Here is a 14,861-nt window from a genome sequence, read left to right as displayed (position 1 = left end):
ATGCAGAAAAAAGGAATAATAGTCGCCCTATTATTCCGGTACATCTGCTTTTTTTTCTTTTAACGTCTTATGTGCCTCTTCTACAATGCGGATGATCTCTTCTTCCGGCAGCTCCTGTCCTTCCTGTCCCTCTCCCGGCCAATGCAAATGAAGGAGAAATTCAATATTTCCGTCTCCTCCCGTGATAGGAGAAAATGACAGGCCTTTGCAGATATAGCCTTCAGCCGCAGAAAAACTGATCATTCGCTTGAGAACATCAGCATGCACTTTAGGATCTCTGACAATCCCTTTTTTGCCGACGGATTCCCGTCCCGCTTCAAACTGCGGCTTAACAAGAGCCATGCAGTCACTGCCCGGTACAAGCAATGTTTTGAGAACAGGCAGGATGAGCCGCAGTGAAATAAAGGATACATCAATCGTAGCAAACTCCGGCATGCCCTTTGTAAAGTCTGCCGGTGTTGCGTAACGGAAGTTGGTCCGTTCCATTACGACGACCCGTTCATCTTGTCTGAGCTTCCACGCAAGCTGATTGTAGCCTACATCCACCGCGTATGACTGTTTAGCTCCGTTTTGCAGAGCGCAGTCCGTAAAACCGCCGGTGGAGGAGCCAATATCAATCATGATTTTATCCTTAACAGAGACGGGAAACTCCTTCAGCGCTTTTTCAAGCTTTAAGCCGCCTCTGCTCACATATTTTAGCGGGTTTCCTTTGACGGTTAACGGTAAGTCACGGTCAATTTTTTCCCCGGGCTTGTCCAAGCGGTTTTCGTTTGAATAGACGATCCCCGCCATAATAGCTCTCTTGGCTTTTTCCCGCGTTTCCGCCAGCCCTCTGTCCACTAGTAATACATCTAAACGTTCTTTCTTTGACGTCATGATCCAATTCCTTTATGTGTCTTCGGCGGCATCAGTAATCTAATCCGGTCTGCCACCTGCTGTTTTGTTAGTCCAATTTCTTCAAGAAGCGCCGTTACGCTTCCGTGTTCAATAAAACGATCCGGGATACCCATTCTGTCAATTGGTGTAAGATATTCACCTTGATCATGAGCGAATTCTAAAATCGAGCTTCCGAAACCGCCTTCTAAGACCGCTTCTTCAATCGTTAAAATCGGCAAGCCTTCTTTTAGGATATCCTTCATCATCTTTTCATCAATCGGCTTAATAAAGCGCGCATTCACAACGCGCACGGAAAGCCCCTCTTTTTGCAGCTCTTCAGCTGCTTCAAGCGCCATTTCGATTGTTGTTCCAAACGTTAAGATGACAGCGTCGTTCCCCGGACGCAGCACCTCCCACGTGCCGATCGGAATCGTTTTCAGCTGTTCATCCATTTTTACGCCGAGTCCGTTTCCGCGCGGAAAACGCATCGCAATCGGGCCTTCATTATAGCTGAGTGCTGTATGAACCATGTGCTGTCCTTCATTTTCATCTTTTGGCATCATTAAGACGATGTTTGGAATGTGACGCATAAACGCAATATCAAACACGCCTTGATGTGTCTCTCCGTCAGCGCCGACGAGCCCTGCACGGTCAATGCCAATAAACACATTGGCGTTTTGACGGCAGATGTCATGAACAACTTGGTCATATGCCCTTTGCAGGAAGGTTGAATAAATCGCCAAAAACGGCTTCATCCCCTGCATTGCCATAGCTGCTGCCATCGTAGCGGCATGCTGTTCTGCGATTCCTACGTCGAACATGCGGTCAGGGAATTCCTTTGCAAAGCCTTCAAGCTTAGAGCCGACAGGCATAGCCGGCGTAATGGCTACAATGCGTCCGTCCTCGCGCGCCATTCGCTGCACAGTGCCGCTGACTAGGCCACTCCATGAAGGAGCTGCGGCTTTCGGTTTTACAAAGTCACCGGTATTAATTTTATATGGTCCAGTACCATGCCATGTTCCAACCGTATCGGTTTCAGCCGGTTTGTACCCCTTCCCTTTTTTCGTAATGACATGCAGGAGAACAGGGCCTTTCGTTTTTTTGGCGTATTGAAGATTCTCAATCAGCTCATGATAAGAATGTCCGTCCACCGGGCCTAAATACGTAAAACCAAGCTCTTCAAAAAACATTCCCGAGACGAGCATGTATTTCAGGCTGTCTTTGACTCGTTCCGCCGTGGCGGCAAGTTTTCCCCCGACTGCCGGAATCTTTTTAAACAAGTATTCGAGCTCGTCTTTTACCCACTGGTATTTCCCGGCAGTGCGCAGGCGTCCGAGCATAGAATGAATGGCGCCGACATTCGGTGCAATACTCATTTCATTATCATTCAGGATGACAATCATATCTTTTTTCTCGTCGCCGATGTGGTTTAGCGCTTCGAGCGCCATTCCGCCAGTCAGCGCGCCGTCACCGATGATCGGAATAATAAATTCATCCGTACCTTTAATATCACGCGCAGCAGCCATTCCCATCGCACCTGACAGAGAAGTTGAGCTGTGCCCGGTTTCCCAAACATCATGCTCGCTTTCACTCCGCTTTGGGAATCCGCAAAGCCCTTTGTACTGGCGAAGCGTCGAAAATTCTTTTCCGCGTCCTGTCAGCAGCTTGTGGACGTAAGACTGGTGGCCTACATCCCACAAAAATTTGTCTTTCGGGCTGTTAAATTCCTTATGCAGCGCAACAGTAAGCTCTACGACACCTAAGTTGGGTCCGATGTGGCCGCCGGAAGCGGATAAAGTTGTAATTAAAAATTGACGGATTTCATCACTTAATTTCTCTAATTCATCAATGGACATGTTTTTTAAAAACGACGGGTCCTGTATTGATAAAAGATCCAAAGCGGATCAACTCACTTTCAGCATGAATTTCTGCAATGATACATGTCTTCTACAAGCCGAGCTGGACAATGGCCAGTTCTCAGACATAAAAAAAGACAAACACGCTTTTCCTTTTCATTTTTCATATAAACTGCTTACATTTTACCATATCTCGTGCAGCCGCTTCAAATTAGGATCGTTTTAGTGATCTCTTGCCGCAATTAAATCACAAAGCTCAAATAAAAGATCTTTTTGAAGAGAGAGTCCGCCGATTAAACGCTTCGCCTCATTGATGTGAACATCCAATTTATGTTTGGCCCCTTCCAGTGAAAGAAGTGACGGGTAAGTCGATTTGTCGTTTGTTGTATCCGAGCCGACACGTTTGCCGATTTTCTCTTCACTGCCTTCTAAATCTAAAATATCGTCTCTGATTTGAAAACCGATTCCAATGTGACTGCTGAAGGTACGCAGCGTTTCAATGTCTTCCTCAGGCGCATCCGCCAAAATAGCACCGGCAATTACGCAAAAACCGAGGAGCTTGGCGGTTTTCCGTTCATGAATGGATTCGAGCTCTTCAAGCGTGACTTGGCGGTTTTCTGCTTCCATATCAGCTACTTGCCCCCCGACCATGCCTTCAGTGCCTGCCGCTGAAATCAGTTCATTCACAAGCCGAAGGCGCTTTTCTGCTGACACCTCGTCTGACACGTGGGAGGTGATCAGCTTAAAGCTTTCCGTAAGGAGCCCGTCACCTGCTAATACTGCTGTCGCTTCACCGAATACTTTATGGTTTGTCGGCTTCCCGCGGCGCAAATCGTCATCATCCATACAAGGAAGGTCATCATGAATTAACGAATATGTGTGAATCATTTCGACAGCACACCCAACTGGAATGCCGTCCTTTTCACTTTTCCCATAGGCGTTTAATACAGCCAGTACAATGAGAGGACGCAACCGCTTTCCGCCAGCCTCTAGGGAATACAGCATAGACTTTTTTAATGAGTCCGGCATATCAAGCTTCTCTGTATAGACAGAAAGCTGATTTTCAATCGTTTTTTTCCGCTCCGCCAGAAAGCTCGTTAATTTATTTGTCACCTTCGTCTTCCTCCTGAACACTAAAAGGTGCCAGTTCGCCGTCTTCTTTTAAAATGAAATCCATTTGTTTTTCGACTTTTTGCAGCTTTTCGTGGCACATTTTTGAAAGAGCCATGCCTTCTTGGAAATAGTTAATCGCTTGCTCTAAAGGCACATCGCCCTCTTCAAGCTTTGACACAATGCTTTCAAGCCCTTTCATCGCTTCTTCAAATGTCATGTTTTCATTTTTTTTCACGTCTGTCATTTTTCTTCCCCTCTCTTTTCTAATACTTCACAGGTCAGCACGCCATCCTTCAGCTTGACCTCAACCTGGTCCTTCTCTTCTATCTGACTGACACTTTTAATGAGTTCGTCTTCTTTATAAGCCAAGCTGTATCCTCTTTCCATCACTTGAAGAGGACTTAACGCATTCAGCTTGCCAAGAACAGTTTGAAATTGGGAATGCAGCTGCTTCATATGAATATTCATATTTTTTCTCAGCTGATTTGTTTGGTCCTCGTATCGTGTTCTCGCTTGCTTCAGCTGTTCATGAGGATGCAGCGCCTCTAATCTGTACGTTTCACGCTCAAGCTGTCTGCTTTTTCGATCTAAAAGAGCGGTAAGCTGTGCTTGAAACTGATGATAGGCAAGGTCAAACTGCTGCTCTTTTTGCGCATACAAACGCTTTGGAAAACGAAAGGCATACGAGGCTTGCAGCGTTTGAATCCGCTCTTTTTTCTGGCCGAGATGCTGCTGCATCGCTCTTGTCATTCTGACTTCCGCTGTTTTTGTCCGTTCGATTAAATCAGTGGTATGCGGTACGGCAATCTCAGCTGCTCCTGTCGGCGTTGCGGCTCTGATATCAGCGACAAAATCACTGATCGTAAAGTCCGTCTCATGCCCGACTGCCGATATAATCGGAATGTTAGAAGCGAAGATCGCGCGTGCTACAATTTCTTCATTAAATGCCCACAGTTCTTCAATCGAACCGCCGCCTCTCCCAACAATTAATACGTCGCAAACCTCTTTTTCATTTGCCTCTTCAATGCGCTGAACGATGGATCTGCTCGCATTTTCGCCTTGTACGAGCGCTGGAAGAACAATGACTTTTACAAGGGGATATCTTCTTTTTAGAGTTGTAATGACGTCTCTGACAGCGGCACCCGTTGGAGATGTCACAACCCCGATTGTGGCTGGAAATGCGGGGATTTGTTTTTTGTAGCGGTTATCAAATAAACCTTCTCCGGCAAGCTTCTTTTTTAGCTCTTCGTACGCTAAATAAAGCGCTCCGACCCCGTCAGGCTGCATTTCTTTGGCATATAGTTGGTAGTTTCCGCTCGGTTCATATACGGAAATTCCGCCTCTGACCAGCACCTTCATGCCGTTTTCAGGTTTAAAAGGCAGACGCTCGCTCTGTCTCGCGAACATCACCGACTGCATTCTGGCATTTTCGTCTTTCAATGTGAAATAAATGTGGCCTCTTGTGTGTATTTTAACATTCGATAATTCGCCTTTAATCCAAATATTTTCAAGGTGAGGATCTACATCGAATTTTCGTTTTATATACTTTGTCAGCGCTGAGACAGTAACATACGCTGTTTCGCCCATGTCTCAAACTCCTCTCATAAGCATTCCTGCACCATAACTAAAGAAAACCCGCCCTGGCTTTAGGAGCCTGAAGAAGCGGGTATCGTGCTCATATTCACAGCGGGCAAAACATCCCGCCTGTGAATATCTCCAATTATCTATGATAACGTACGTTTCGCAGATTTAACAGTATTATGCGCAAGCATCGTGATGGTCATCGGACCTACTCCGCCAGGAACCGGCGTGATGAAGGACGCTTTTTCCTTTGCCCCTTCAAATTCAACGTCTCCGCAAAGCTTTCCGCTTTCCAGACGGTTAACACCGACGTCAATGACAACAGCGCCCTCTTTGATCTGGTCTGCACTGATGAAGTTAGCTCTGCCGACTGCCACCACCAAGATGTCCGCTTTTTTCGTATGTTCGGTAATATTTTCCGTTCTTGAATGACAGTAAGTAACCGTCGCGTTTTCATTTAATAAAAGCTGGCCGACAGGTTTGCCGACAATATTGCTTCGGCCGACTACAACAACCTCTTTACCGGAAAGGTCGATATTGGTTTTCTTCAAAAGCTCAACAATTCCGTGAGGCGTACAAGGTAGAAACGTATCTTCGCCAAGGAGCATTTTCCCTACGTTTAATGGATGAAAACCGTCTACATCTTTATCAGGAGAGATACGTTCGATCACAGCTTTTTCAGAAATATGGTCTGGAAGCGGGAGCTGAACGAGAATGCCGTGAAACTCAGGGTCTTGATTGTATTGATCGATTATGGAAAGCAGTTCAGCTTCTGTGAGGCTGCTGTCAAATTGATCGAGCTTGAAATTCATTCCCATTGTTTCAGCCGCTTTTTTCTTTCCTCGCACGTAAGAGTGAGAAGCAGGATCATCTCCAATCAAAATAACCGCCAGTCCAGGAGTGACGCCTTGCTTTTTAAGCTCTTCTACCTCTTTTGCCAATTGCTCGCGTTTTTCTCTAGCCGTTTCTTTTCCGTCGATGATTGTTGCAGTCATTTTCTTTCCTCCTATGATTGTTCAATATCAGATTTAATGTTAGAAAGAACCCCGTTTACAAACTTTGTCGCTTTGTCATCACCAAACCGTTTTGCCAGCTCAATCGCTTCGTTCATGGAGACATTCACCGGAATGTCTTCGGCATATGCCATTTCGTATGCTGCCAGACGCAAAATCGCGCGGTCAACATTGGCAATCCGATCGAGCTTCCAATTCACCAGATGCTTGGAGATCATTTCATCCAGCTGGACTTGGTGTTCCAATACCCCGTGTACAAGCTGTTCAAAAAAAGGATCTGTGTTTTCTTCATCCAATGCGTGTTCAATGGCTTCATTTACTGCAATATCGCTGACATCAATTTGAAATAGTGCCTGCAAAGCTTTTTCTCTTGCTGTTCTTCTTTTCATTTTCTTTCTCCTTTGATCCTCTTTATCCGCTTGTCGTTAAGCCACAAAGAGATCATAACATATTTTTTTCGTATCCGCATATTGAAATCAAGGTTTTTTACCCTATTGCCGAATATTTTCACACACCTTGATATGATCATTCGGATTTCACGTTCATGAAGAAACTCGGCTGCCTTAAGCCGGCTTTCTTCATGCTTTGAAATAATGGGTAACGTGTAAAAAAACCAAAGGGCCGCCCTCCCCTTGGTTTTTTGTTAAGCCATTTACATTTCTTCGTCGATTTGGACTTCCTGGGCTTTTGTGTCAAATTGAATGCCGACGATGTGAATATTGATCTCATTAATCGAAAGAGACGTCATATTTAATAAGGTTTGACGAATGTTTTCCTGAACGGACGCTGCAACTTTCGGAATCGAAACGCCGAATGTAACAACGCAGTATACATCGATCGTAATTCCGTCATCCGCCAGGTCGACTTTGACACCTTTGCCATGATTCACTTTACCGAAGCGCTCGACGACGCCTGTCGCAAAGTTTCCGCGCATTTCGGCAACACCGTCAACTTCTGAAGCTGCTATGCCGGCAATGACCTCAATGACTTCCGGTGCAATCTCAACCTTACCTAAATGCGTATCTTCTTGATCCATTTTAAGCAAGCTGTTGTCTTTCATTCAATTCACCTCCGTAAAAATTATGAGCCCATTACATCATATGTTTCTAAAAATTTCGTATTAAACTCTCCGCTAACAAATGTTTCGTGTTCAAGCAGTTTTAAATGGAACGGGATTGTTGTCTCAATGCCTTCGATCACGAATTCGCTCAATGCGCGCTTCATTCGGGCAATCGCTTCATCTCTCGTTTTTCCGTATGTGATCACTTTTGCAATCATGCTGTCATAGTACGGAGGGATGGAATAGCCCGGATACGCAGCTGAATCTACACGGACACCAAGACCGCCAGGAGGCAGGTACATTTTAATTTCACCAGGTGACGGCATGAAATTTTTACTTGGGTTTTCTGCGTTGATTCGGCATTCGATAGCCCAGCCTTCAAATTCGACATCTTCCTGCTTGAGGCTCAGTTCCATTCCTGATGCAACTTTGATCTGTTCCTTAATCAGGTCTGTTCCCGTTACCATTTCTGTGACTGGGTGCTCTACCTGGATTCTCGTGTTCATTTCCATGAAGTAGTAGCGTTGTTCTTTGTAGTCATAAATAAATTCAACAGTTCCCGCGCCTGTATAGCCAACTGCTGTTGCAGCCTTAACCGCTGCATCTCCCATCTGCTCCCTGATTTCTGAATCAAGCGCCGGTGATGGCGTTTCTTCCAAAAGCTTTTGCAGGCGTCTTTGAATCGAGCAGTCGCGTTCGCCCAAATGGATCGTATTTCCGTAGTTATCGGCAAGCACTTGGATCTCAACATGACGAAAATCTTCTATGTATTTTTCGATGTAAACACCTGGATTTCCGAATGCTGTTGCAGCTTCCTGCTGTGTAATCTTAATGCCTTTGACCAATTCCTCTTCGGTGCGGGCAACCCTGATTCCTTTTCCGCCTCCGCCTGCGGTGGCTTTTATAATTACAGGATACCCAATTTCATTAGCAAGCGAAACCGCTTCTTCCACATTTTCTATAATTCCTTGTGAACCCGGTACGATCGGCACGCCGGCCTGTTTCATCGTTTCCCGCGCAACATCTTTTGTTCCCATTTTTGAAATGGCGTCAGCGCTCGGGCCGACAAACGTGACGTTAACTTCTTCACATAATTCCGCAAAATCAGCATTCTCAGCTAAAAATCCATATCCCGGATGAATAGCGTCCGTGCCTGTCAGCTTTGCAACACTCACTATATTTGTAACGTTTAAGTAGCTGTCTTTTGATGCTTTCGGTCCGATACAAAAAGCTTCATCGGCCATTTGAACATGAAGGGCATCTTTATCAGCTTCTGAATAAACAGCGACAGTCTCAATTCCGAGCTCTTTGCAGGCTCTGATGATTCTGACAGCAATTTCTCCTCGGTTGGCGATCAATAGCTTTTTAATCATGTTAAGTCTCCTTACTCTGCTTTTACAAGAAATAGAGGTTGTCCGTATTCGACCAGCTGGCCGTTTTCTACTAATACTTCAACGATTTCACCTTTTACTTCCGCTTCGATTTCGTTGAATAGCTTCATTGCTTCTACAATGCAGACAACTGTGTTTTCATTTACTTTTGAACCAGCCGTTACATAAGGGCCCGCTTCCGGTGATGAAGATGCATAAAACGTTCCTACCATTGGCGAAGTGATTTTATGCAGATTTTCATCTTGCTTCGGTGCTTCTTGGGCAGGTGCCGGCGCTGCTTGCTGCGCTTGCGGCTGAACTGCCTGCGGAGCCTGAGCTTGTACAGGTGCTGCCGGCGCCTGCTGCATCACTTGAACAGTGCCTGCTTCATGTTTTTTCAGTTTTAAGGATACACCTTCATTTTCATATACGAATTCGTCAATTGTAGACTCGTCAATTGCTTTAATCAGCTCGTGGATTTCTTTAATATTTAACATTCAATCGCACTCCTATGTATGAAATTTCTTTTTTATAGGTTACTACTAAAAGTACATACTATGTTTATCTTACAGGAGCGGACTTTTGAATTCAACTCTTATATGATTGGCACGCAAAAAGCCCGCTGCTTAAGCGGGCGTGATTTTCCTCTTTTTCACTTGGATGGCTCAAATGTGACAGCGACATCTTTCATTGTTTTGATTTCTTTTGCCACAAGGTCTATGATGGCTGTCGCCTTCGATTTGGAGTGTTTGTCTGATTTGACAGTAATGTTGATTTTATCTCCTTCAGCATTGACGAGCGCGTCTTCGTAGCCTTGTGTTTTAATAAGGGTTTCCAGCTGTTTTTCTGTTCCTTCTACTTCACTGAGAGCCGTCATTTTATCATATGCTTCGCTCTTTTCCTTTGCTGTTGCATCATCGCTTGACACAATGGCATTCAGCTCTTCTCTTTCTTTGCTTCTGGCATCTTCTAAATCAAGACGGTACGTCGTAAACAGATCATCATCAGCTGTTTCAGTTACAACAGTTCCTTTTTCACTGGCTTCAGCTGATGTTTCCTTGTCTCCAGATGAATCTTTCGTGCCCTTTGTTCCATCTTCTTTTTCCGTTTCTGTTTCAGTTTCTGTACCGTTTTTTTCCTTCGTGTCTTGCTTGGCAGGCGCTTTTTCAGTTGCAACTTCTCCGCTGTCAGACGCGCTTTTTTCACTTTGAATTTGCACGGCATTTTTACTTTCCGGCGACATGATATAGTAGACGCTTAACACCACGACAAGACTGAGCATTGTTAATAGCCAAACGGTTTGTTTTTTAAGCATTTATGAATCCTCCTTTATTTTTTTAGGGGCAACCGCAACCCGGTGGCTTGGTACATCCAGGACCCGTGTCACCGCTTCAATAATGGTTTGTTTTATTTGAACGTTGTCCACTCCTTGAGCAACAACGAGTACACCGCGTATATCAGGCTTTTTCGTTTGGACGACGACGGGCGTTTCCTTATCGCCGTTTTTGATCATGACAATTTCTTCTTCTGACGTCTGGTCTGTAACGCTTCTTGTTCCGCCTTCTTTGTCTGTTTCTTCAGTGGTTGTATTTTTGTTTGATTTGTTTTTTTCGTATACTTTCAGCGACGTTGCATCAACATTCACGACAACAGAGACATCGTCCACACCTATGATCGTTTCAAGAATTTCTTTCAGCTGATTTTCGTATTCTTTTTCATAATCATCGATCGAGTCTTTAGGTTCATCAGATTTTGAGGCTTTAAATACTTCGGCTGTTTTCTCTTTGCTGTCTTTGGTATCTTGTGATGGTACTGCCGTTATCGTTTTGGCGTTTTCTGTTTTCTCAGGTGAAGAAAACAGCTGGCTGACAAGCATAAAGGAAACTCCGAGAACAAAAACGAACAGAAAGTAATGATATTTGGTCAGCTTCGGCTTTTCACCGTCCTTCGTTTGCCCCGGAAGAAACTGCTTTTTCAATACATTCCATAATCCGTTTTTATTCATTGCCGACACTCTCCCCGCCTTCCATATGAACCATAATTTTCTCACTTCCGATTTCCCAAATGTCCGCAAGCTGTGACTGGATCTGTTTGGCTTCTTTTTGTTCGGCTGCTTCTTTCGTTACGTATGCATGATCTGTATCAATGTTGACCGGCGCGACCGTTTGGACCGTTTTTTCAGAAGACGGGGCCATATACACGCTGATTGTTTTAATATCCTCTTCTGAATCTACCTTTTCTCCTGCCGTGAGTTTGATGTTGTCTACTTTGTATTCATCATGACTGAATCTCTCCTCCGCTTTCTTTTTTAGTTGGACAGCCATTTCTTCTAAAATATATGCGCGCTGGGAAGCTTGTATTTCTATTTTTTTTGAATTGATTTGATTTTTTATGTCGGCAGACTCTGACTGCCCGTTTTTTGTGAGGTATTCAAAGATGACTGCAGGGTCTGTGTTGAAAAGCTTAAAAATCGGGGTGAGCATGACGACAATCAAGAGCAGGCTGACTACCATTTTTGCGTACTTTTGCATGCTGGAGCTCGGCAGCAGCATATCAATTACAATTGCAAATAGGATAAACAACACAATGGTGGTCAGCCATTCAGTTAAAAAACTCATCCGCCAGCCTCCTTTATTTCATCATCATCGTGAGGTTTCCGGCTGTGATTATGACGGTAAGGCTTAAAAAAAACATGAGAGATACAATGGCGAGAGCTGCAAAAATATAAATGACGCTTTTGCTGATGACATCGAGGCAAGTAATGACGGGCCCGCCTCCAAGCGGCTGAAGAATCGCGGCTGCCAGCTTATAAATAAAAGCGAGGGAAAGCACTTTGATTGCCGGAAAGGCCGCAATACAGATCAAAATAGCGACACCGAGAATCCCTACTGTATTTTTTAGCAATAAGGAAGCACTGATCACTGTATCTGTCGCGTCTGTAAACATCCGGCCAAGCACAGGAATAAAGTTTCCGGTTATAAATTTTGCCGTCCTGAGCGTAATGCCGTCTGTCACTGCAGCTGAGGCTCCCTGAACAGAGATGACGCCGAGAAAGATGGTGAGAAAGACGGCCAGTGCGCCGATGGCGATATTTCTAAGCAGGTTGGCCAGCTGCGTTACTTTGTATTGTTCGGTCATTGTACTGACAATGCTCAGAATCGCTGATAAGAAAATCAGCGGCATGACAATATTCTGAATCAAGAGACCGCTTGTATTCATCAGAAAGAGGATAACAGGATGAAAGAAGGCTGCAGATACAGCTCCGCCTGAGGAAGCCAAAAGCGCCAAGAGGAGCGGAATGAGCGCCAATATAAAGCTGGTCATCGTCTGAATGGCCTCTGTCGCATAATTGATTGCCACATGAAAACTGTTTAGCGCAAGGATAATCAACACCATGTACACAATTGAGTAAGCGACTTTGCTGACGGTGCTTTGCTGAAACGCATTTTGCAGAAGCTGCAGGATGACGCAAAATATCGTGAGCAAAATCAATGTGCCCAGCAGTTTTCCGTTGGCAAGCACTTCATGAAATAAATAAGAAAAAAGAGCTTTCAGCCATTCTTGCGGTGAAAATGATTTATCGCCGTTGATAAACTCCATTAAGCTGCCTTTTTGGCTTTCCGGCAGCAGTCCGCCGTACTCTGTCATAATGTCATTCCAAAATTCACCGATCTTGTCTGTTTCAAGCGAGTCCGCTGTCCTTTCCGCTAATTGTTCAGCCGTTTCAGCATGGTCTTCCGTTTGTTCGGCGTCACCGGCTGCTTGTACCATTTCTGCACGGCCTGCTATGAGCAGCACGGCCAGAAGCAAAGCCCATTGAAAACGCTTCAATCTACCGCCTCCTTTCGGTTATGACATAGAAGGTATAAGTCCGAGAATCGTTTCGATAATGACTGTTAAAATAGGCACAGCCATAACGAGAATTAAAATTTTCCCCGCCAATTCTATTTTCGAGGCGATGGCCCCTTGACCGGCATCCTTGGTGAGCTGCGCCCCGAATTCAGCAATATAGGCGATTCCGATAATCTTTAAAATGGTTTCAACATAAACCATGTTGACGTTTGCATTAATCGCGATTTTTTCTATCATTCGAATAATGTCGTAGATTTGATCTACTAAATAAAGAAAAATGGCACAGCCGGCAAACACGACGATTAAAAACGCAAAAGTCGGCTTTTGTTCTTTTACTATCAAAGAAAGGAAGGTGGCGATCAGCCCTAAACCTACAATTTGAACAATGTCAATCTGCAAGCCCCCCTATCCTTGGAATAAAAACACAGCTTTTATCTTTTTAAAAAGGTCATCTACGATCGTGGCGACCATAAATAAAATATAGATAAAACCTAACAGCGTCACCCACTGGGCATATTCTTTTTTGCCCATCTGATCCAAAATCGTGTGTAAAAAAGCGACCACGATTCCCACTCCGGCGATTTGAAATATGACATTCACGTCTACTCCCATTTTATTTTTGCTCCCCTCACGTTTACATCAATAGAAGAATGAGTAACAAGCCCGCTAAAAAGCCCAAACTTTTTATCATCTTTTCATTTTTTGCTTGTGCCTGCTCAGCATCCGCTTCAGAGGCTTCCAAGTGTGTCAGCGCCAGCTTGATGTGCTTTTGCTGCGAGATTCGATCATGAATCCCGAGCGTCTCACCAAATTGCTTCAGCACTTCATATTCGCTTTTTTTCAAAGACATGCTGTCCCACACTTTCTTTAAGCTTTGCTCCCACGCCGTTTTCGCGGAATCACTGCCCTTGTTCAGCTGATCACTGAACGTGATAAAAAGAGCCGAAACAGGCTGTGCCAGCTGCTTGGCAATCTGCTGTGAAGCGGTATGAAGCGGTGTATGGCCGTACATGATTTCTGCCTCGAGAGATTGGAGCGCCGCACGCAGCTGGCGGATTTGCCGCGGACGTTCTGTATAAATCTTCGCCATCTCAAAACCTGTCCATGTTGTCGCTACCACAATGAATACAGCGCCCAGCAGCTTCAGCATGTCTTCACGCCCATCGTCCCAGACAGCACATTTCCGTCTTCATCATAAATCCGGCTTACTGTGCCCGGCCCCTTCGCTCTCGATAATTCCAAATAGCGGTCAAAGGCTCTTTCTTCCCACAAACGCTTCAATGAAGGCCGCTTCATCAGGTCGGATATGCTCCAGCCATGCGCCGAGACGATTACTGAAACACCGGCATGCAAGGCCTCAAGAAGTGCATCTGTATCTTCCACGCGCCCGATTTCATCGACAATGATCACCTCAGGGCTCATCGATCGAATCATCATCATCAGACCCTCAGCCTTTGGACAGGCGTCTAATACGTCAATCCTCTGTCCAAATTGGTGCTGCGGAATGCCGCGCAGGCACCCGGCAATTTCTGATCGTTCATCGACGATTCCTGTCTTTACGGGCAACATGAGATTTTTGCCAGTGCTCGAGAGTCTCGCAAGATCCCGGAGAAGTGTTGTTTTGCCGGTTTGCGGCGGACCGATAATCAGCGTATTCAGCCAGCTGTCTTGATACAAGTATGGAAGCAGCGGCTCCGCAATCCCCAGCTTTTGCCGGGCAATTCGTATATTAAAAGATGTGATGTCACGGAGGCCTTTCACACCTCCGTTTTCCGTAATGACTCTGCCTGCCAGTCCGACTCTGTGGCCGCCTCTGATCGTGACATACCCTTTCTTCAGCTCTTCTTCGAGCGTATACATACTATAGTTGCTGAGCCGGCTAAGGATCAGATGGGCATCCTCGGCCGTGCCCGTATAGGACAAAAAAACAGGTTGTCCTTTTCGAATTAATTCAACAGGGCGGTTGACCCGAATTCTGACTTCTTCGATTTCCAGCCATTGATGTTCCGGTATTTCAGAAAGGGCGTTTTTCATGGATTCAGGGAGAACCTCAGCGATTTCATTCAACAGAGCCTCCTCCTTTCTACCGATTGGCTTCTTTAAAATGTATGATGTGAGGCAGACTTTATGACAAGCCTCT

18 protein-coding genes are annotated in these 14,861 nt (G+C 45.2%); all 18 read right to left on the bottom strand.

The features are described 5' to 3' along the window. Positions 1-30 precede the first annotated feature (30 nt). The 18 genes from CVV77_RS00785 to spoIIIAA all read right to left on the bottom strand — a co-directional run bounded on the left by CVV77_RS00785 (position 31) and on the right by spoIIIAA (position 14,788). Positions 31-876, bottom strand: coding sequence for a TlyA family RNA methyltransferase (locus CVV77_RS00785; protein WP_100274414.1), 846 nt, complete (start codon positions 874-876; stop codon positions 31-33). Further along, on the bottom strand, positions 873-2,774 hold the full coding sequence (gene dxs, locus CVV77_RS00780) for a 1-deoxy-D-xylulose-5-phosphate synthase (protein WP_100274413.1): 1,902 nt from the start codon (positions 2,772-2,774) through the stop codon (positions 873-875). Before dxs ends, CVV77_RS00785 begins: the two co-directional genes overlap by 4 nt. 180 nt (positions 2,775-2,954) lie before the next feature. Continuing rightward, the gene (locus CVV77_RS00775) at positions 2,955-3,845 is read right to left on the bottom strand and encodes a polyprenyl synthetase family protein (protein ID WP_003236893.1); all 891 of its coding nucleotides are present in this window, start codon (positions 3,843-3,845) and stop codon (positions 2,955-2,957) included. Continuing rightward, complete coding sequence (locus tag CVV77_RS00770) at positions 3,835-4,089, bottom strand: exodeoxyribonuclease VII small subunit (protein WP_003226409.1); 255 nt, start codon at positions 4,087-4,089, stop codon at positions 3,835-3,837. Before CVV77_RS00770 ends, CVV77_RS00775 begins: the two co-directional genes overlap by 11 nt. Continuing rightward, the gene (gene xseA, locus CVV77_RS00765) at positions 4,086-5,432 is read right to left on the bottom strand and encodes an exodeoxyribonuclease VII large subunit (RefSeq protein ID WP_100274412.1); all 1,347 of its coding nucleotides are present in this window, start codon (positions 5,430-5,432) and stop codon (positions 4,086-4,088) included. The genes CVV77_RS00770 and xseA overlap by 4 nt, the downstream gene beginning before the upstream one ends. A 137-nt stretch (positions 5,433-5,569) precedes the next feature. Continuing rightward, positions 5,570-6,421, bottom strand: coding sequence for a bifunctional methylenetetrahydrofolate dehydrogenase/methenyltetrahydrofolate cyclohydrolase FolD (gene folD / locus CVV77_RS00760; protein ID WP_003226403.1), 852 nt, complete (start codon positions 6,419-6,421; stop codon positions 5,570-5,572). An 11-nt stretch (positions 6,422-6,432) separates the two neighbouring features. Beyond that, a complete protein-coding gene (nusB, locus tag CVV77_RS00755) occupies positions 6,433-6,828 on the bottom strand; it encodes a transcription antitermination factor NusB (protein ID WP_100274411.1) in 396 nt (131 codons plus the stop codon). 263 nt (positions 6,829-7,091) lie between these two features. Further along, positions 7,092-7,499: a fatty acid biosynthesis protein YqhY gene (yqhY, locus tag CVV77_RS00750; RefSeq protein WP_003236896.1), complete on the bottom strand. Its 408-nt coding sequence runs from the start codon at positions 7,497-7,499 to the stop codon at positions 7,092-7,094. A gap of 20 nt (positions 7,500-7,519) precedes the next feature. Further along, the gene (gene accC / locus CVV77_RS00745; RefSeq protein ID WP_003236897.1) at positions 7,520-8,872 is read right to left on the bottom strand and encodes an acetyl-CoA carboxylase biotin carboxylase subunit; all 1,353 of its coding nucleotides are present in this window, start codon (positions 8,870-8,872) and stop codon (positions 7,520-7,522) included. Between the two features lie 11 nt (positions 8,873-8,883). Next, positions 8,884-9,366, bottom strand: a complete 483-nt coding sequence (gene accB, locus CVV77_RS00740) for an acetyl-CoA carboxylase biotin carboxyl carrier protein (protein ID WP_003236898.1) — start codon at positions 9,364-9,366, stop codon at positions 8,884-8,886. A 155-nt stretch (positions 9,367-9,521) separates the two neighbouring features. Then, positions 9,522-10,184, bottom strand: coding sequence for a stage III sporulation ratchet engulfment protein SpoIIIAH (gene spoIIIAH / locus CVV77_RS00735; protein ID WP_100274410.1), 663 nt, complete (start codon positions 10,182-10,184; stop codon positions 9,522-9,524). After that, entirely contained in the window at positions 10,185-10,874 is a 690-nt protein-coding gene (gene spoIIIAG, locus CVV77_RS00730) for a stage III sporulation protein AG (RefSeq protein WP_019258869.1), read from the bottom strand. It lies immediately after the preceding gene. Further along, complete coding sequence (spoIIIAF, locus tag CVV77_RS00725) at positions 10,867-11,487, bottom strand: stage III sporulation protein AF (protein ID WP_100274409.1); 621 nt, start codon at positions 11,485-11,487, stop codon at positions 10,867-10,869. The genes spoIIIAG and spoIIIAF overlap by 8 nt, the downstream gene beginning before the upstream one ends. A gap of 13 nt (positions 11,488-11,500) precedes the next feature. Continuing rightward, a complete protein-coding gene (gene spoIIIAE / locus CVV77_RS00720) occupies positions 11,501-12,700 on the bottom strand; it encodes a stage III sporulation protein AE (protein WP_003236902.1) in 1,200 nt (399 codons plus the stop codon). An 18-nt stretch (positions 12,701-12,718) separates the two neighbouring features. After that, complete coding sequence (gene spoIIIAD, locus CVV77_RS00715; protein WP_003230228.1) at positions 12,719-13,120, bottom strand: stage III sporulation protein AD; 402 nt, start codon at positions 13,118-13,120, stop codon at positions 12,719-12,721. A 6-nt stretch (positions 13,121-13,126) separates the two neighbouring features. Beyond that, on the bottom strand, positions 13,127-13,333 hold the full coding sequence (gene spoIIIAC, locus CVV77_RS00710) for a stage III sporulation protein AC (RefSeq protein WP_003153142.1): 207 nt from the start codon (positions 13,331-13,333) through the stop codon (positions 13,127-13,129). A 22-nt stretch (positions 13,334-13,355) separates the two neighbouring features. Then, positions 13,356-13,871 carry a stage III sporulation protein SpoIIIAB gene (spoIIIAB, locus tag CVV77_RS00705; protein WP_019258870.1) on the bottom strand — a complete coding sequence of 172 codons (516 nt, stop codon included), beginning with the start codon at positions 13,869-13,871 and terminating at the stop codon, positions 13,356-13,358. Next, complete coding sequence (gene spoIIIAA / locus CVV77_RS00700) at positions 13,865-14,788, bottom strand: stage III sporulation protein AA (protein ID WP_100274408.1); 924 nt, start codon at positions 14,786-14,788, stop codon at positions 13,865-13,867. Before spoIIIAA ends, spoIIIAB begins: the two co-directional genes overlap by 7 nt. Positions 14,789-14,861: the final 73 nt, after the last annotated feature.

The organism is Bacillus sp. SN1, from assembly GCF_002796895.1.
GTDB classification, from domain to species: domain Bacteria; phylum Bacillota; class Bacilli; order Bacillales; family Bacillaceae; genus Bacillus; species Bacillus inaquosorum.
Note: the sequence above shows the minus strand (reverse complement) of the source record. Positions and strands in the feature narration are given on the sequence as shown.